Raw genomic sequence first — 17,085 nt, forward strand, 5'->3', positions numbered from 1 at the left:
GGGATCTGACCCCATTCCACGATCACCCCGCCTGCACCCGGTTCTTGCCCTGCCGCTTGGCCGCATACAGCGCGTCATCGGCACGCCGCAGCAGGGTTTCGGTATCGTCACCGGGCTGCCACTGCGCCAGCCCGGCGCTGAAATGCACCGGCACGCGCTGGTCCTGCACGGTCAGCACGCGATGGGCCAGCGAGCGCTGCAGGCGCTGCACGGTGGCCATGCTGTCGGCGCCCTGGGTTTCCGGCAGCACCAGCACGAACTCGTCGCCGCCCAGCCGTGCGATGCCGTCGGTGGCGCGAAGCAGCAGCTTGCACACGGCCACCAGGTGCTGCAGCAACGCATCGCCACCGGCATGCCCATGCGCGTCGTTGGTCTGGTGGAAATCATCCAGGTCGATCACGGCCACGCCCAGGGGTGAGTTGTTGCGTGCGGCGCGGGCCAGCTCGCGCTCCAGCAGTTCGTCCAGGCCACGGCGGTTCAGCGCCTGGGTCAGTGGATCGATGCGTGCCAGGTCACCAGCGGCGCGCAGTTCCTGCTCCAGCTCGGCAATGCGCTGCTCTGCGCGCTCCACTTCCTGCCGCGCATTGGCCAGGTGATCGCGGGCCTGTGCGGCCTGCTGCTGCACTTTGCCTGTATCGCGCATCACCTCCTGCAGCAGCTGGTTGAGGTCGGCGATGCTGCGCGCCTCGCGCAGCTGCAACGCGTAGCTGCCGATGCGGTCGTGGTATTCGCCGGTGCTGGTGGCCATGCCATCCATGCGCTCGATGAACTCGCCCATCAACCCGCGCATCGCCGCCTTCGAATCGTCGATGCCCTGGCGCAGCAGCCCCTGCTTGTAGATCACTTCGCGCAGTTCGGCCCGGGTGCGCTCGACCGCTTCCGCTTCCAACGGACCGTCCAGCAACTGGCGTACCGCCGCGATCTGGCCCTGCAGCCAGCTGCGGTCATCCAGCAGTTCGCTGACGTTCTCCAGCAGCAGCGCGAACAGCTCCAGCAGCAGCGCCTGCTGCTCCTGCCAGCTTTCGGCACGCACGCCGACCTGGTGGCCAAGTTCGCGCACGCCCTGTTCGATGGGTTCCAGGGCCGTGCCCGGCTGCCATTGGCGCAGGCGCAGGGCCAGCGCCTGCGCTTGCTCGCGCAGGTCCGGGTCGTGCTGCAGCAGGGCCACCACCGCACCGCCCAGCAGCAGCCGCAGCTGCTCGGACAGGCGCAGGCTTTCCGGCTGCCCGTCCGGCGAATGCTGCTCGATGGTGCGAATGTACTTGTCGATCAGCTGCCGCATCGCGCGCCCATAGCGCGGCCAATCGGCGCTGGCCTGTGCGGACTGCAGGCGGTCGCCCATGTCGCCCAGTTCGCCGGGCAGGGTGGCCATGCCGTTGGCGAACGCCGCCAGCAGCGGTTCCGGCGCATCGGCGCCTGCGAACAGCTGCTGCAGCGCCACGCCACCGCCGCCCTGCAGCACTACGCGGTCACCCCGCCCATCGTCCACCACCGCGCGCACGCGTGCCGGCGGCCCAAGGGCGGTACCGGGGGCAGGGCGGTGGTCGGGCTGGTCCGTCATGGAGCGAATCCTGGGGCTGGCAGGGACTGGTTCCAGCATATCGGCGCGGCCGCCGAGGGCTTGAACGGCTAGGATGGGCGACAGGATGCCGCAGTGGAGGTGGTGATGCGCGTGATGTTGCTGGGGGCGACCGGCCTGGTCGGTGGGCTGACCCTGCGCAGGCTGCTGGACGACCCGCGCTGCAGCGCCGTGGTTGCCCCGACCCGCCGCCCCCTGGCGTTGACTCACGGGAAGCTGGAGAACCCGGTGCTGGCATTCGACGCGTTGCCCACTTCGCCAGAATGGGCGCGCGTTGACGCGGTCATCTGCGCGCTGGGCAGCACCATCGCCCAGGCCGGCAGCCGCGAGGCCTTCCACCGTATCGACCACGACTATCCGCTGGCGTTCGCCCGCCTGGCGCAGGCGCAGGGTGCGCAGGCCTTTGTGCTGAACTCCGCAGCCGGCGCCAATCCACAGTCGTCGATCTTCTACAGCCGGGTGAAGGGCGAGCTGGAGCGTGACCTGCGCGCGCTGGGATTCAACTCGTTGACCCTGGTCCGCCCAGGGCTGATCGGGGGCGAGCGCAACGAGGTGCGTCGCGGCGAACGCCTGGCACTGACGGTGCTGGGTGCTTTGGGACCGGTGTTGCCGCGTGCGTGGCGGATCAATCCGGCCACCGAGATTGCCAGGGCGCTGGTCGAGGCTGCGTTGGCCCCGCAGCCGGGCGAGCACGTGGTGGCGTCGAGCACGCTGGTCGGCTGATGTCGCGAGCGCTGCGCCTGACCCAGCTGCTGCAGCTGCTGCGCCGTCATCGACGGCCGGTGGCCGGGCAGGCGCTGGCCGAAGCGCTGGGCATCAGCCTGCGCACGCTGTACCGCGATATCGAGACCCTGCGCGAGCAGGGCGCCGACCTGCGTGGCGAGGCCGGCGTCGGCTACCAGCTGGCACCCAGCGATACCTTGCCTCCCATGACCCTGCCACCGGCCGAGATCGACGCGCTGGTGCTGGGCCTGCGCTGGGTCGCCGCGCGCACCGAGCCGGCGCTGGCCGAGGCCGCACGTGATGCCCTGGCGCGTATCGCCCATGTGTTGCCTGCGGCACGCCGCGAGGCATTGCGTGACAGTGGCCTGCGCGTGGGACCTTCGCGTGCTGCGGCCAAGGTGCCGGCAGCACGCCTGCAGGCCGTGCGCGAAGCCGTGGGATCGCAGCAGCGCCTGAAGTTCGCTTACGAGGATGCGCACGGCCAGCGCAGCGCGCGCGTCGTCTGGCCGTTCGCGCTGGGCTACTTCGATGAGGTGCCGATGCTGGCGGCGTGGTGCGAGCACCGCGAGGATTTCCGCCATTTCCGGCTGGATCGCATCCGTCAGGTGCGTGTGCTGGAGGACCGCTACCGCGTGCCGCGCGCCACCCTGCGGCGGCGCTGGCAGAAGGCGCAGGGCATTGCACCCGACTGGCTGGATCGCTCATAACCACAGCAACAGCCGAGAGCGGGGGGTAGAGTCGACTCTACCGGTAGTCCCCTCTACTGACAGAATGTGTCAGCAGGCCCATACCACCATGAATGCTCCCAACAACGGAGCTTCCCCATGTTCACACCCAGCACCCTGCTGCAGTACGTGCACGACGTCGCCATCAGCGCAACCTTCTACAGTGGCATCCTCGGCAAACCACCGGTTGAACAGTCGCCCGGCTTTGCGCTGTTCCTGCTCGGTGATGGTGCCGCACTCGGCCTGTGGCAGCGCGATGACGTGCAGCCTCCGGTGTCCGCGCAGGCCGGTGCCGCCGAACTGGCGATGGTGGTCGCCAACCCCGACGCCGTGCAGCAGATGCACGATGCGTGGCGCGCGTTGGGCGTGCAGATCCTGCAGGCACCAACAACGCTGGAATTCGGCCACACCTTCGTCGGCGCCGATCCGGATGGTCATCGCCTGCGTGTGTACAGCCGTGCCGAGGGTATGGTCGCGCGCGATTGATCGCAGGCGATCTGTGGAGCCGAGCCCATGCTCGGCTTGCTTCTTGCCTTCATCCACGCATGACGTGGATATATTGCAAGGCAGCCGAGCAGGGCTCGGCTCTACAATAGAGCGGCACAAAAAAACGCCGGGCATTGCCCGGCGTTTCCTGTGTTTCAGAGGGGGCCGATCAGCTGGCCAGCGCCAGGTCGTCCATCATCGCGCGCAGGAAGCGGGCGGCTTCACCACCCGTAGCCGCGCGGTGGTCGAAGGTGACCGACAGCGGGATTACCTTGTGCGCTTCCACGCCGCCCATCACCGGGGTCATCTGGTGGCGGGCACGGCCGGCACCGACGATGGCCACGCACGGCGGCACCACGACCGGGGTCGCGTAGCGGCCGGCGAACATGCCGAAGTTGGACAGCGAGATGGTGTAGCCGCTCAGTTCCGAGGCGGCGATCGAACGCGATTCCACCTGCTCACGCAGGCGGTTGACGCCTTCGCGGATGCCGCGTGCATCGAGCATGTCGGCATTGCGCAGGGCCGGCACGAACAGGCCGTCGTCGGTGTCCACGGCGATGCCGATGTCCACCTGGGCGTGCAGGGTGCGGGTCAGCGCTTCACCGTCGAACCAGGCGTTCATGGCCGGCACCTTCTGTGCGGCAATGACGATGGCGCGAACCAGGCGGGCGGTGACGTCGTTGCCCGGCAGCCAGGCGTGGATGTCGGCGTCGTCGTTCAGCGTGGTCGGCACGACCTTGCTGTGCGCATCGGCCATGACGCGGGCCATGTTGCGGCGCACGCCCTTCAGCGGTTCCGGCTGGCCCTTGGCGACCACGCCCGGCGGCTGGGTGCGCATCGGCTTGCCGGCCGCAGACAGCGGGGTGCGGGCTTCGCTCTGCACCGGGGCAGGTACCTGCCCCGGGGCCGGCGCGGCATACGCGGCGGCAACCGGTGCCGGGGCGGCGCCGAGTTTGGCGGTGCCGTTGGCGGCGGCCTGCTTGACGTCGGCCATGGTCACCGCGCCATCGGTGCCGGTAGCGGCCACGCGGCTCAGGTCCACGCCCAGCTTGCGCGCCATCGCACGCACGGCCGGCACGGCCTTGACGCCACCGACGGCCAGCGCCTGCTCGGCGTGCACGGCATTGGAGCTCTGCATCGCGCCGACCACGGTACCGGCGTCATCGCGCTCGGCTGCGGCGGGCTTGGCGTCCTCGGCGGCAACCGGAGCGGCCGCAGCCGGCAGCGGCGGCGGGGTCGGTGCGGCAGCCGGCGCCGCCGGTGCGGCGTGACCATGGCTGTGGCCGGTGTCCTGGCCATCGGCGCGCTGCGGCAGGTTCGGGTCCAGTTCGAAGCTGGCCAGCACCGAACCGGTCGGGATGATGTCGCCGGCAGCGCCGGACAGCTTCAGCACCTTGCCGGAGAACGGCGAGGGCACTTCCACCACGGCCTTGGCGGTCTCCATCGACACCAGCGGCTCGTCCAGCTTGATCACATCGCCTTCCTTGACGAACCACTCGACGATGGTCGCGTCCGGCAGGCCTTCGCCCAGGTCGGGCAGGTTGAAGTTCTTGGTCTGGCTCATTTGCAGTTCTCTTCCAGCAGTTCCAGTTCGCGGGCCGGCAGCCAACCCGTCGCGCCATTGGCGCGCTCGGACCACCACCACCCGCCGTGTTCGTGATGAAGCTTCACCATCTCGCCGCTTTCCACATCCAGCTCGCGGGCGTCGTAGTCGCACAGGGCTTCGGCGCGACCCTCGTCCAGCAGCTGCAACCAGGCGATGGGCGCCCATCCAGCGCGCCCATCGTTGGTGCGTACCCAGGCAAACGCCGGCCATTCCTCGTCACGTACACCTACTTCGACGATCTGGCCGGTGTGGAACCGGAGCGGGTTGGGATACTGGCTGCGGTAAGCCCCCAGAAGGCGGGCCCGCATGTCAGCCGGCCGCCACCGCGCGCTTGGCCGCCGCCACGATCCGCTCAACGCTCGGCAGGTACTTCATTTCCAGGCGGAACAGCGGAATGTGGGTGTCGTAGCCAGTGACGCGCTCGACCGGGGCCAGCAGGTCGTAGATCGATTCCTCGGCCAGGCGCGCGGCGATCTCGGCGCCGAAGCCCGCGGTCTTCGGGGCCTCCTGCACGATCACGCAGCGGCCGGTCTTGGCCACCGATTCGGCGATGGTGGCGAAGTCCAGCGGGCGCAGCGTGGCCACGTCGATGACTTCGGCACTGATGCCTTCCCCGGCCAGCTTGTCGGCCGCTTCCAGGGCTTCCTTCACCTGCGCGCCCCAGGTCACCAGGGTCACGTCGGTGCCGTCGCGCAGCACGAAGCAGACGTCCAGCGGCAAGGCTTCGCCGTCGTTGACGACCACTTCCTTGTACTGGCGGTAGATGCGCTTGGGCTCCATGTAGATCACCGGATCCGGCTCGCGGATCGCGGCCAGCAGCAGGCCGTAGGCACGCTGCGGCGACGACGGCAGCACCACGCGCAGGCCCGGCACATTGGTGAAGATCGCCTCGTTGGCTTCGCTGTGGTGTTCCGGCGCGCGGATGCCACCGCCCCACGGCACGCGCAGCACCATCGGGCAGTGCAGGCGGCCACGCGTGCGGTAACGCAGGCGTGCGGCGTGGCAGACGATATGGTCGACCATCGGGTACATGAAGCCATCGAACTGGGCTTCGGCCACCGGCTTCATGCCTTGTGCGGCCAGGCCGATGGTCAGACCGGCGATGGTGGTTTCGTCCAGCGGGGTGTCGAGGATGCGGTCCGAGCCGAAGCGCTGCTGCAGGCCGGCAGTGGCGCGGAACACGCCGCCGTTGACGCCCACGTCCTCGCCCAGCACCAGCACCGACGGATCGTGTTCCAGCTCCCAGGCCAGCGCCTGGGTGATGGCTTCGATGAGGGTGATCGGGGTGGTGGTCATGCTGTCATCTCCGCGCGCGACTGCAGCGCTGTCGGCGGCGTTGGTGTGCGCGCCGGGCGCGCCGTTCTTGATCTCATCCATGGCGCTTCTCCAGGGCGATCGCCTGGGCACGCTGGGCCAGCAGGTCCGGCGGCGGATCGGCATACAGGAAGTCGAACATCGCCTCGACCGGCTGCACCGGCGTGTTGAGGTACAGGTTCACTTCCTCGTCCACGCGCGCGCCGCACTCGGCGGTCCAGGCGGCTTCTTCTTCCTCGCTCCACACCCCGGCGTTGATCAGGTACTTGCGCAGGCGCAGCATCGGCTCGCGCTGCCAGGCATCCTTCACTTCGGCATCGTCGCGGTAGCGGCGCGCGTCATCAGCGGTGGTGTGGTCGGACAGGCGGTAGGTCATCAGTTCCAGCACGGTGCCACCGTCGCCGGCCAGCGCACGTTCGCGCGCCTGTTCCATTGCCGCCAGCACCGCGATCAGGTCGTTGCCGTCCACCTGCAGGCAGTGCAGGCCGCCCGCCAGGCCCTTCTGCGCCAGCGTTTCGGCACCGGTCTGGGCCGAACGCGGCACCGAGATGGCCCAGCCGTTGTTGACGATGCACAGGATCAGCGGCAGCTTGTAGGCGCCGGCCGAGTTCAGTGCCGCGTAGAAGTCGGTCTTGGAGCTGCCACCGTCGCCGCACACGGCCACGGCGATCTGCGGTTCCTTGTTGAGCTTGAACTTCAGCGCGGCACCTGCCGCATGCAGGCACTGGGTGGAAATCGGCACGCAGAACGGGAAGTCCCTGGCCGCGTTGCCGCCGTAATCGTTGCCGCGTTCGTCGCCGCCCCAGTACATCAGCACGTCGTGCGGGCGCACGCCACGCATGAACATCGCGCCATACTCGCGGTACGAAGGCGCGAACACGTCGTCCTTCTGCATCGCCGCGCCGATACCCACGTGCGCGGCTTCATGGCCCAGGCAGGCGGCATAGGTGCCGAGCTTGCCGGTGCGCTGCAGCGCGATGGATTTGCTGTCGAACGTGCGTACGAACAGCATCTGCTTGAACAGCGGTACCAGGACCTTGGGGTCGCGCAGCGACACGGGCAGGTCGTCACGGACGAGCGTGCCGTCCGTGTCCAGGTACTGCAGGTATTCGATCTTGAATTCAGCGGCAACCGTCATTGCGTACTGCACCTTCGACAGAGAAGTTACAAATGATATGAATCGCCATGTTAAGGAACGCGTACGGAATAGCCTTCCTGCGCCGCAACACGGAGATTCCCCGTTTTACCCCTGCCGGCGGGTGGGGGGCCAATAACAACAACGTATTCAGTCGTTGCTGCAAAGCATCAGAATACGCCTCTGGGTGACTGCCGGTACAACGGCGCGGACGGTTCCACGCGCAGGCCGGTGGTCGGCCGATGCTCCACGGCCAGCCGCACGCCCCGGTATGGACCGGGCGGCTGCCAGCGCGGCGGCAACGCGCTACCCTTGCCGCCCCCGATCTGGTCCCGCCCATGTCCGTCGACAACAACCAACGCGATCTCGAAGCCGGCATCCACACCGACCTGCAGGGACGCCTGACCTACGGCGGCTACCTGCGGCTGGACCAGCTGCTCAGCGCGCAGCAGCCGCTGTCCAGCCCGCCGCACCATGACGAGATGCTCTTCATCATCCAGCACCAGACCTCGGAGCTGTGGCTGAAGCTGCTGGGCCATGAGCTGCGTGCCGCAATCGGCTTCCTGCAGCGCGATGAAGTCTGGCAGTGCCGCAAGGTGCTGGCGCGCAGCAAGCAGGTGCTGCGCCAGCTGACCGAGCAATGGTCGGTGCTGGAAACGCTGACCCCGTCCGAGTACATGGGCTTCCGCGACGTGCTGGGCCCGTCGTCGGGCTTCCAGTCGCTGCAGTACCGCTACATCGAATTCCTGCTGGGCAACAAGAACGCGCAGATGCTGCAGGTGTTCGAGCATGACCCGGCCGGGCAGGCGCAGCTGCGCACCGTGCTGGAGGCGCCCAGCCTGTACGAGGAATTCCTGAAGTACCTGGCCCGCTTCGGCCATGCCGTGCCGGCGGTCTACGAGGCCCACGACTGGACCCAGCCACACGTGGCCGACGACGCATTGCAGCCGGTCTTCGAGCGCATCTACCAGGACACCGACCGCTACTGGCGCGAGTATGCGCTGTGCGAGGACCTGGTGGACCTGGAGACGGCTTTCCAGCTGTGGCGATTCCGACACATGCGCACCGTGATGCGGGTGATCGGCTTCAAGCGTGGCACCGGCGGTTCGTCCGGCGTGGGCTTCCTGGCCAAGGCGCTGGAACTGACCTTCTTCCCCGAGCTGTTCCAGGTGCGCACCAGCCTGCAGGCCGCGCCCCCGGCAGCGCTGGGTTGATCCCCATTCAGCTTGGTTCCCGGCCCGCGGCTGGATCGTTTCAGATGCAAGTTCAGGGAGCAGGCTGCCACCTGCCTCAAACGGCGTGTATTTGACGTGAACGCCAGAAGTCGGTGATCCTCGCGCGTTGCTCCAACTGCACAGCGGACGTGCTCGTCATCCACCGAACCAGGAAATCCGCATGAGCGTAAACGCCACTGCGAACACCCCAGAGCCGGCACTGCCGGACTTCAAGACCACGCTGGGCCACCCGCGCCCGTTGTGGATGCTGTTCATGACCGAGTTCTGGGAACGCTTTGCGTTCTACGGCATCCGCTGGGCGTTGGTGCTCTACATCGTTGCCCAGTTCTACAACGGCAGCGCTGCCGGTGAAGGCGACGCCAGCCGCATCTATGGCGCCTACCTGGCCCTGGTGTACGCCGCGGCCATCTTCGGCGGCTACGTGGCCGACCGGGTACTGGGCTACCAGCGCTCGATCCTGACCGGCGCGATCATCATGGCCGCCGGCCTGTTCATGATCTCGCTTCCGCAGGAGCACATCTTCAAGCTCGGCCTGGCCACGATCATCGTCGGCAACGGTCTGTTCAAGCCCAACATCTCGACCATGGTCGGCAAGCTGTACGGCCTGAAGGACGAGCGCCGCGATTCGGGCTTCACCATCTTCTACATGGGCATCAACATCGGCGCGATGATCGCCCCGGTGCTGACCGAGTACCTGGCCCGCAAGGTGTTCGGTACCGATGCGATGCCGTCCTACAAGGTCGTGTTCATCGCCTCGGGCGTGGGCATGCTGATCTCGTTGGTGTGGTTCTACATCGGTCGTGCCGGCCTGAAGGGCATCGGCGCACCGCCGGCCGGCGCGGAAGGTTTCGGCCGCATCATCATGGTGCTGGCCGGTGCCGTGGTCGCCATCCCGGTCGCGTACTTCCTGCTGGCCACCGGCGCCACCGCGCTGGCCTGGATCCTCGGCGCGATGTTCACCGCGCTGGCCATCCTGCTGCTGGTCGAGGGCATCCGCGAAGGCAAGGTGCAGCGCGACCGCGTGATCGCCATGCTGATCATCTTCGCCTTCAACGTGATGTTCTGGATGTTCTTCGAGCAGGCCGGCAGCTCGTTCACCTTCCTGGCCGAGAACATCGTCAACCGCCAGTTCGGCAGCTGGACCTTCCCGACCGCGTGGTTCCAGTCGGTCAACTCGGTGGCGATCATCACCCTGGCCCCGGTCATCGCCTGGATCTGGGTGGCGATGGGCCGCGCCAATCCGTCCATCCCGCGCAAGTTCGGCCTGGGCCTGCTGTTCAACGGCGCCGCCTTCGCGCTGCTGATGTTCGCCCTGTCGCAGATGGTGGTGGACGGCAAGATCCCGTTCTGGACCCTGTTCATGGTCTACGTCATCCAGTCGGTGGGTGAGCTGTGCCTGTCGCCTATCGGCCTGTCGATGGTGACCAAGCTGGCCCCGGTGCGCTTGGTCGGCTTCGGCATGGGCGGCTGGTTCCTGTCCACCGGCATCGGCAACAACCTGTCGGGCATCTTCGCTGGTGTGGTCAGTGGTGAGGGCGGCATGACGGTCGAGTCGGCCCTGAAGGGGTATACCTTCGGGTTCTGGGCCCTGATCGGCTCCGGCGTGGTGCTGTTCCTGATCGCCCCGCTGATCAACAAGCTGATGCACGGCGTCAAGTAATGAAGCGAGGGTAGAAGGCATGCGCAGCAAGCTCGGTGGTGCAATGGTGGTGGTCTGTGCGGCGCTGATCGGCGCCTGTTCCCAACCGCAACCGCCTGCCACCGCCGAGCCCACGCAGCCCCTGGATACCCGGCCCACCGAGCCGCCGGTCGCTGACCCCAGCGAACCGGTGGCCTCGGGCAACACCCCGGTGGCGGCGGACATTGCCGCCATCGCCGGGCTCGGCGCGCAGTTCGACCCGGCCCGCGACCCCGCCGATGACCTGGCCACCGCCAAGGTGGAAGCCCAGCGCGGCAAGAAGCGCATCCTGCTCGAGATCGGCAACGCCGCCTGCGATCGCTGCCGGGCGCTGGACGAAATGGTCGAGGGCAACGGCGACCTGCGCCGCTTCCGCGACGCCCACTACGTGTGGGTGAAGGTCAACGCCAGCGACGAACAGCCCAACACCGCCTTCTTCGCCCAGTTCCCGGTGATGGAGCGCGACTACCCGCACCTGCTGGTACTGGACGCCGATGGCAGCCTGCTGGTCTCGCAGGCCACCGGCGAACTGCGCAGGGGCGAAGCCTTCCAGCCTGCGCGGGTGAGCGCGTTCCTCAAGCAGTGGGCACCTGACCGGTAGTGCCGGCCGCTGGCCGGCAGGGTGGGGAGGGGCCGGCCGCTGGCCGGCACTGACGTCGGGTCGCATCCACGCATGGCGTGGATCTACTGTGGGTGCGGTCACATTCCCGGAATCGGCATCTCAATATCGCAACGCGCTCGCCGTTACCGGCAAGGACTTCAGTCGACGCCCCGTCGACGCAACCTACCGGAACGCCCATGCACAGCGACCACGCCGAACGATTGCCCGAACCTGCCAGCCACCTGGCCGAGGGTGGGGCAGGCGAAGGCGTGACCCTGCCGGCGCAGGAAACCCTGTTGGACGACGCCGGCACCGGCGAGGACACCGTCGAACTGGCACCACCACGCCACCGCCTGCCGCAGATCGCGCTGCCCGACAACGTGGTGCTGAAGGGCGCGGTGCAGAATCTGGTCGAGCAGAAGGCGCGGCTTGATGCGCTGGCGGCCGAGGGCCAGCTGGCCGGGCTGCTGCCGCCGGAATGGCAGGGCCATGGCGCGCGCGCGATCGAGCTGTCCACCTTCATCCAGGGCGTGCTGCCGTTCCTGCAGACCGGGGAGCGTGGCGAAACTGCGCCTGCCCGCCTGCCGGTGCGGCACGTGCTGGGGGATGACAGCCGATGGGGCCTGGAGGATGTCGCCGAGCCGAAGTCGTTGGCGTGGTACCTGGCCAGTGATGAGCGCGCCACTGCGGGCAGCAAGGACGCGGCGGAGGCGTACCTGGTGGGTGCGCTGGGCCTGGCGTGGATGCAGGAAGGGCGCAGCCGCCCGGGCTTCCTGCGTGCGATGGGCCAGGACAGTCTGGCGGCGCGGGTGACCATGCTGGGTTATCCGCCCGCCAACGAACTGGCGCTGTACAACGTCACCGCGCATGGACAGCCGCAGATCTGGTGCGTGCATGGCCGCCGCCGCATGCGCCCGCTGGTGGCGCCGTGGCTGAGCGTGCCGCTGCTGACCGCTTACGGCGTGCCGGCCCCGGTGGCGTGGCCGTCCAGCTTCCCACCGGTGGAGGCCGTGGCCGAACTGCTGGCGACCGTCCGCCCGGGGCGCGCGCTGCCGGAAGTGGATCTGGGCAAGGTAGTGGCGAAGATCGCCGAGGATGCCGCGTCCGACGCCTGGCAACCGGTCAGCCTGCTGCAGCTCAATACATGGTCACCGCGCTGGCATTTCTTCCTGGGCACCTTCGTCGGCCTGCCGTCGCTGCTGCTGGTGGCTGCGGCGCTGGCGCTGCCCGGGGCCGTCGAAGCCGCCACGGTTGCCGCCTCGCTGGGCTTCGCCGGCGGCGCCATCGCAGCACTGGCCGTGCCGTGGATCCACGCACGGCGCAAGCACCTGAGCTGAAAAAAGGGGACGGAGGGGATTAAGTCGTTTCAGGCACACCTGTGCTCGTTACGACTTAATCCCCTCCGTCCCCTTTTTCTTTCAGACCCCTTCGCCCATCCGCTCCAGGCCTTCGCCGGCCAGGCGCAGGATCAGCTTTTCCAGCACCTGCTCTTCCTCCTCGCTCAGCACCGACATCAGCTTGCGGGTGATCTCGATCACCATCGGCGCGATGGTCTCGTACACCTCGAAACCGGCGGCCGACAGCGCCAGTACCGAGCGGCGGCGGTCGTCGCCATGCGTCTCGCGCTTGATGAAGCCGCGCTCCAGCAGGCGGGCCACGGCGCGGCTGACCGCCACCTTGTCCATCGCCGTGCGGTCGGAGACCTCGCTGGCCGAGGAGCCCGGGTACAGCGCCAGGATGGTGATCACCCGCCACTCGGGGATCGCCAGACCGTAACGATCGCCGTACAGCTTGGCGATGTTGCCGCTGACCCGGTTTGACAGCACGCTCAGCCGATACGGCAGGAACTGTTCCAGGTCGAGCAGGACGTGCGAGGCACGCAGGCGGGTCGAGGCGGGATCGGGGCTCATGTTGCGGTGCACCTTGCTGGTGGTTTCAAGTGTAACTATAAGGGGTAGGTCCAGACCCTGCATTCTCGCCGGGTCCCTACCTGCCCGCACCTGGTTTGTACCGATGCGGTACCGATTCGGAGCCACGCCATGAATACCGCAGTCCCGACCGCCTCGCACCCCAACCCCGGCATGCAGGTCACCACCTTCGAGAACCCGATGGGCATCGACGGTTTCGAGTTCGTCGAATTCGCCGCCCCGGCCGGCCGCGGCCAGGAGCTGCACGAGTACTTCCGGAAGATGGGCTTCAGCGCGGTGCTCAAGCACAAGCAGCGTCCGATTACCGTCTATCGCCAGGGCGACGTCAACTTCCTGGTCAATGAAGACCCCGATTCGTTCGCTTCGGACTTCGCCGAAAAGCACGGTCCGTGCGCCTGCGGCTTCGCCATCCGCTTCAAGAAGCCGGGCCAGGAGGTCTACCAGGCCGCGCTGGGCAACGGCGCCGAAGCCATCGCCTTCAAGCCGGACAGCAAGGCGGTCAGCGCGCCGGTCATCAAGGGCATCGGCGACTGCATGCTGTACCTGGTCGACCGCTACGGCGCGGCCGGCAGCGTCTACGACGGCGACTACGAGCCGATCGCCGGTGCCGACCTGCACCCGGTGGGCTTCGGCCTGACCTTCATCGACCACCTGACCCACAACCTGTACTTCGGCAACATGCAGCAGTGGTCGGACTACTACGAGCGCCTGTTCAACTTCCGCGAGATCCGCTACTTCGACATCAAGGGCCTGAAGACCGGCCTGGTGTCCAAGGCGATGACCGCGCCGGACGGCATCGTGCGCATCCCGCTGAACGAATCGTCCGACCCGAAGAGCCAGATCAACGAGTACCTGGACGCGTACAAGGGCGAGGGCATCCAGCATATCGCCTGCTTCACCGAGAACATCTATGAGACCGTTGAAGCGATGCGCGCGCAGGGCGTGGACTTCCTCGACACGCCGGAAACCTACTTCGACGTGATCGACCAGCGCGTGCCGAACCACGGTGAAGACGTACCGCGCCTGGCCAGGAACAAGATCCTGATCGATGCCGATCCGGAAACCCACCAGCGCAAGCTGCTGCAGATCTTCACCCAGAACTGCATCGGCCCGATCTTCTTCGAGATCATCCAGCGCAAGGGCAACGAGGGCTTCGGCGAAGGCAACTTCACCGCGCTGTTCGAGAGCATCGAGCGCGACCAGATCCGCCGCGGCGTGCTGTAAGGTCTGCAGGCAATGTCGGCTTCCGGTCGACATTGCCTGTCCGAATGGTAGTGCCGGCCGCTGGCCGGCCATCTCTGGAGTTCCCATGTCCCCCGCCATCATCGCCCGCGGCTACCAGTCCGGCTTTGGCAACGAGTTCGCCACCGAGGCCGTCGCCGGCGCGCTGCCGGTCGGGCAGAACTCGCCGCAGAAGGTGGCCCACGGCCTGTACGCCGAACAGTTGACCGGCACCGCCTTCACCGCGCCGCGCGGCAGCAATCGCCGCAGCTGGCTGTACCGGATCCGTCCGGCGGTGACCCATGGCGAGTTCACCCCGTTCGCGCAGTCGCAGCTGCAATGTGATTTCGGCGCACAGCCGGCCTCGCCGAACCAGCTGCGCTGGAGTCCGCTGCCGCTGCCGGAGCTGCCGACCGACTTCGTCGAAGGCCTGTACACGATGGGGGGCAACGGTTCGCCCGATGCGCATGCTGGCGTGGGCATCCACCTCTACGCTGCCAACCGCGACATGGTCGGCCGCTACTTCTACGATGCCGACGGTGAGCTGCTGATCGTGCCGCAGCTGGGCGCGCTGCGCCTGCTGACCGAGCTGGGCGTGATCGAGATCGAGCCGCAGCAGATCGCGGTGATCCCGCGCGGCGTGCGGTTCCGCGTTGAACTGCCCGATGGCCCGAGCCGCGGCTACATCTGCGAGAACTACGGTGCGCTGCTGAAGCTGCCTGACCTTGGCCCGATCGGTTCCAACGGCCTGGCCAATCCGCGCGACTTCGAAACCCCGCACGCGGCGTTCGAGGATGTCGATGGCGATTTCGAGCTGATCGCCAAATTCGAGGGCCGCCTGTGGCGTGCGCCGATCGACCATTCGCCGCTGGACGTGGTGGCCTGGCACGGCAACTACGCGCCGTACCGCTACGACCTGCGCCGCTTCAACACCATTGGCTCGATCAGCTACGACCACCCGGATCCGTCGATCTTCCTGGTGCTGCATTCGCCCAGCGACACGCCGGGAACCAGCAACATGGATTTTGCGATCTTCCCGCCGCGCTGGCTGGTGGCGCAGAACACGTTCCGCCCGCCGTGGTTCCACCGCAACATCGCCAGCGAATTCATGGGCCTGGTGCACGGTGCCTACGATGCCAAGGCCGAAGGCTTCGTGCCGGGCGGCGCATCGCTGCACAACTGCATGAGCGGCCACGGCCCGGACGCGCCGACCTTCGACAAGGCATCCAATGCCGATCTGTCCAAGGCGGACGTGATCAAGGACACGATGGCCTTCATGTTCGAGACCCGCGCGGTGATCCGCCCGACCGCACAGGCCCTGGCCGCCGGCCACCGTCAGGGCGACTACCAGCAGTGCTGGAACGGCCTGCGCAACAACTTCCGCTGACCCGAAAAAGGGGACGGAGGGGATTAAGCCGCAATCAGCACACGTGTGCTTGAAACGACTTAATCCCCTCCGTCCCCTTTTTCTTCAGGCCACCTCGGCGAACGCGTCGCAGTGCTCCAACGGCAGCGCTTCCAGCAGGCGTTGGCGTACACGCTGGCAATAGCCTTCCGAAGTCAGCCCGGGCAGCACCCGCATCGCCGAGTGCAGCACCTGCAGTACTTCACTTTCGGCGCGTGCCTGCTGCAGGTCGCGGAACAGCGCCGCCGCCTGCGGGTGTCGCTGCATTTCCAGGATGCCCAGCACATAGATGCGCGCGGACACCAGCGAGCGGCGGCGTTCGACCGCTGTGGCAGCAGCTGCGGCAGGTGTCGCGGGCTGCGGCTCTACCGTGGCTGCCGGCGGCGGTGGCGGGGCTGCGGCACCGGTGCCGGTGCTCAGGTAGCCGGCCTGCACCAGCTGGATGACCATCGCGGGCGCATCCTGGCCGAGCAGACCGGTCAGGTCGGTGATGCTGCGTTGGCCGTCGCACAGGATCAGCAACCGGCGCTGGCGCATGTCCAGCGGCGCGCGATGGGCCTGCAGCGCGGTTCGGGCGAGTTCGGTCTTGCGCGGTAGCATGGAAGGGACAGCCAGGTCGGTGCATGCCGAGCCTGAACGAGGGCGATGAAACCGCGATGACAATGCAGCGCCTGCACGCGCGCTGCGCTAGCGTGCAGCTACCTTCGTGCCAGGGAACCGCACCGATGAAGCACCTCCCGATTGCTGGTCTGTTGCTCCTTTCGCTCGCCGCATGCAGTGGCGGCCCCGACAAGCAGGGCGCCGCCGGCAGCGGCAGCGATACCCCGGCGGAAACCGCCTCGGCGACCGGTCCGGCCCAGTCGACGGATCCTGATCTGGCGGCCCGCCCGGCGAACGACCTCCGCAAGGACAGTCCGGCCCGCCTGGACGGCTTCGCGGGTGCGAAGCTGGGCACCGGCATCGCCGAAGTCCGCAGTGGTTTTGGCACGCCACTGCAGGGGCTGGGCACCGATGCCGCCGGCAAGCCGCTGTCCGCCGACGACGGCAACGACGGCTGCTACTTCCTTCGCCCGCAGGATGCCGAGGACCCGCGGCTGATGATCGAAGGCCGCAAGCTGGTGCGCTACGACGTGCGCAGCGCCGCCATCACCGCACCGGGCGGCGGCAAGGTCGGCATGACCCTGGGCGAGCTGCAGGTGCTGTATCCCGAGCGCGCAGACGTCGGTCCCGACAAGTACGACGAGAAGACCCAGCACCTGCGCGTGCGGCCGGCGCAGGAGGGCGGGGCAGTGATCGACTTCGCGCTCGGTGCCGATGGCCGGGTGGGGGCCTGGCGGGTCGGGCAGACCCCGCAGGTCGACTATGCGGAAGGCTGTGGCTGATCCTTGATCCATCGCCCAGCCATGCGCTCGGGCCAAGCGTAGAATCGCGCCACCACTGCTGGGGAGT

General features: G+C 67.6%; 17 protein-coding genes. 10 read left to right on the plus strand and 7 right to left on the minus strand.

Features of this window, described 5'->3' with window-relative positions; genetic code table 11:
• Nucleotides 1–22 precede the first annotated feature (22 nt).
• Entirely contained in the window at nt 23–1,561 is a 1,539-nt protein-coding gene (locus ACM0PB_RS04225; protein ID WP_005419936.1) for a GGDEF domain-containing protein, read from the minus strand.
• Between the two features lie 105 nt (nt 1,562–1,666).
• Here ACM0PB_RS04225 and ACM0PB_RS04230 point away from each other — a divergent pair, with 105 nt between their 5' ends.
• The 3 genes from ACM0PB_RS04230 to ACM0PB_RS04240 all read left to right on the plus strand — a co-directional run bounded on the left by ACM0PB_RS04230 (nt 1,667) and on the right by ACM0PB_RS04240 (nt 3,513).
• Nucleotides 1,667–2,302 (plus strand): Rossmann-fold NAD(P)-binding domain-containing protein, encoded by a 636-nt coding sequence (locus tag ACM0PB_RS04230; protein ID WP_065186555.1) that lies wholly within the window; start codon nt 1,667–1,669, stop codon nt 2,300–2,302.
• Nucleotides 2,302–3,009, plus strand: a complete 708-nt coding sequence (locus tag ACM0PB_RS04235) for a helix-turn-helix transcriptional regulator (protein WP_164230221.1) — start codon at nt 2,302–2,304, stop codon at nt 3,007–3,009. The genes ACM0PB_RS04230 and ACM0PB_RS04235 overlap by 1 nt, the downstream gene beginning before the upstream one ends.
• Before the next feature lie 117 nt (nt 3,010–3,126).
• Nucleotides 3,127–3,513: a VOC family protein gene (locus ACM0PB_RS04240; RefSeq protein WP_164230223.1), complete on the plus strand. Its 387-nt coding sequence runs from the start codon at nt 3,127–3,129 to the stop codon at nt 3,511–3,513.
• A gap of 169 nt (nt 3,514–3,682) precedes the next feature.
• Here ACM0PB_RS04240 and ACM0PB_RS04245 read toward each other — a convergent pair whose 3' ends face one another.
• The 4 genes from ACM0PB_RS04245 to pdhA are packed head-to-tail and all read right to left on the minus strand — an operon-like array spanning nt 3,683 to nt 7,571.
• On the minus strand, nt 3,683–5,077 hold the full coding sequence (locus ACM0PB_RS04245) for a dihydrolipoamide acetyltransferase family protein (protein ID WP_414604780.1): 1,395 nt from the start codon (nt 5,075–5,077) through the stop codon (nt 3,683–3,685).
• Nucleotides 5,074–5,427 carry an SH3 domain-containing protein gene (locus tag ACM0PB_RS04250; protein WP_005411349.1) on the minus strand — a complete coding sequence of 118 codons (354 nt, stop codon included), beginning with the start codon at nt 5,425–5,427 and terminating at the stop codon, nt 5,074–5,076. The genes ACM0PB_RS04245 and ACM0PB_RS04250 overlap by 4 nt, the downstream gene beginning before the upstream one ends.
• A gap of 1 nt (nt 5,428) precedes the next feature.
• Nucleotides 5,429–6,496 (minus strand): alpha-ketoacid dehydrogenase subunit beta, encoded by a 1,068-nt coding sequence (locus tag ACM0PB_RS04255; RefSeq protein WP_005419896.1) that lies wholly within the window; start codon nt 6,494–6,496, stop codon nt 5,429–5,431.
• Nucleotides 6,489–7,571, minus strand: a complete 1,083-nt coding sequence (pdhA, locus tag ACM0PB_RS04260) for a pyruvate dehydrogenase (acetyl-transferring) E1 component subunit alpha (RefSeq protein ID WP_065186527.1) — start codon at nt 7,569–7,571, stop codon at nt 6,489–6,491. The genes ACM0PB_RS04255 and pdhA overlap by 8 nt, the downstream gene beginning before the upstream one ends.
• 335 nt (nt 7,572–7,906) lie before the next feature.
• Here pdhA and ACM0PB_RS04265 point away from each other — a divergent pair, with 335 nt between their 5' ends.
• The 4 genes from ACM0PB_RS04265 (at nt 7,907) to ACM0PB_RS04280 (ending at nt 12,419) form a co-directional block, all read left to right on the plus strand.
• Nucleotides 7,907–8,782 (plus strand): tryptophan 2,3-dioxygenase, encoded by an 876-nt coding sequence (locus ACM0PB_RS04265; protein ID WP_005419892.1) that lies wholly within the window; start codon nt 7,907–7,909, stop codon nt 8,780–8,782.
• A 181-nt stretch (nt 8,783–8,963) separates the two neighbouring features.
• On the plus strand, nt 8,964–10,463 hold the full coding sequence (locus ACM0PB_RS04270; RefSeq protein ID WP_065178867.1) for a peptide MFS transporter: 1,500 nt from the start codon (nt 8,964–8,966) through the stop codon (nt 10,461–10,463).
• 19 nt (nt 10,464–10,482) lie between these two features.
• Nucleotides 10,483–11,082 (plus strand): thioredoxin family protein, encoded by a 600-nt coding sequence (locus ACM0PB_RS04275; RefSeq protein ID WP_005419888.1) that lies wholly within the window; start codon nt 10,483–10,485, stop codon nt 11,080–11,082.
• 197 nt (nt 11,083–11,279) lie between these two features.
• On the plus strand, nt 11,280–12,419 hold the full coding sequence (locus ACM0PB_RS04280; protein WP_164093396.1) for a hypothetical protein: 1,140 nt from the start codon (nt 11,280–11,282) through the stop codon (nt 12,417–12,419).
• A gap of 81 nt (nt 12,420–12,500) precedes the next feature.
• On the opposite strand, the gene ACM0PB_RS04285 is transcribed toward ACM0PB_RS04280, so the two are convergent.
• Nucleotides 12,501–12,992 carry a MarR family winged helix-turn-helix transcriptional regulator gene (locus ACM0PB_RS04285; protein ID WP_005419884.1) on the minus strand — a complete coding sequence of 164 codons (492 nt, stop codon included), beginning with the start codon at nt 12,990–12,992 and terminating at the stop codon, nt 12,501–12,503.
• A 129-nt stretch (nt 12,993–13,121) separates the two neighbouring features.
• Here ACM0PB_RS04285 and hppD point away from each other — a divergent pair, with 129 nt between their 5' ends.
• Nucleotides 13,122–14,234 carry a 4-hydroxyphenylpyruvate dioxygenase gene (hppD, locus tag ACM0PB_RS04290; RefSeq protein WP_196768686.1) on the plus strand — a complete coding sequence of 371 codons (1,113 nt, stop codon included), beginning with the start codon at nt 13,122–13,124 and terminating at the stop codon, nt 14,232–14,234.
• A gap of 85 nt (nt 14,235–14,319) precedes the next feature.
• Nucleotides 14,320–15,618 carry a homogentisate 1,2-dioxygenase gene (gene hmgA / locus ACM0PB_RS04295; protein ID WP_065186524.1) on the plus strand — a complete coding sequence of 433 codons (1,299 nt, stop codon included), beginning with the start codon at nt 14,320–14,322 and terminating at the stop codon, nt 15,616–15,618.
• Nucleotides 15,619–15,702: 84 nt separating this feature from the next.
• Here the strand turns inward: hmgA and ACM0PB_RS04300 are convergent, their stop codons facing one another.
• Nucleotides 15,703–16,236 carry a hypothetical protein gene (locus tag ACM0PB_RS04300; protein WP_065197057.1) on the minus strand — a complete coding sequence of 178 codons (534 nt, stop codon included), beginning with the start codon at nt 16,234–16,236 and terminating at the stop codon, nt 15,703–15,705.
• A 125-nt stretch (nt 16,237–16,361) separates the two neighbouring features.
• Between ACM0PB_RS04300 and ACM0PB_RS04305 the strand changes: the two genes are divergently transcribed.
• Complete coding sequence (locus ACM0PB_RS04305; protein WP_164230231.1) at nt 16,362–17,018, plus strand: hypothetical protein; 657 nt, start codon at nt 16,362–16,364, stop codon at nt 17,016–17,018.
• Nucleotides 17,019–17,085 lie beyond the last annotated feature (67 nt).

This window comes from Stenotrophomonas sp. AR029 (assembly GCF_047520695.2).
GTDB classification, from domain to species: Bacteria; Pseudomonadota; Gammaproteobacteria; order Xanthomonadales; family Xanthomonadaceae; genus Stenotrophomonas; species Stenotrophomonas sepilia.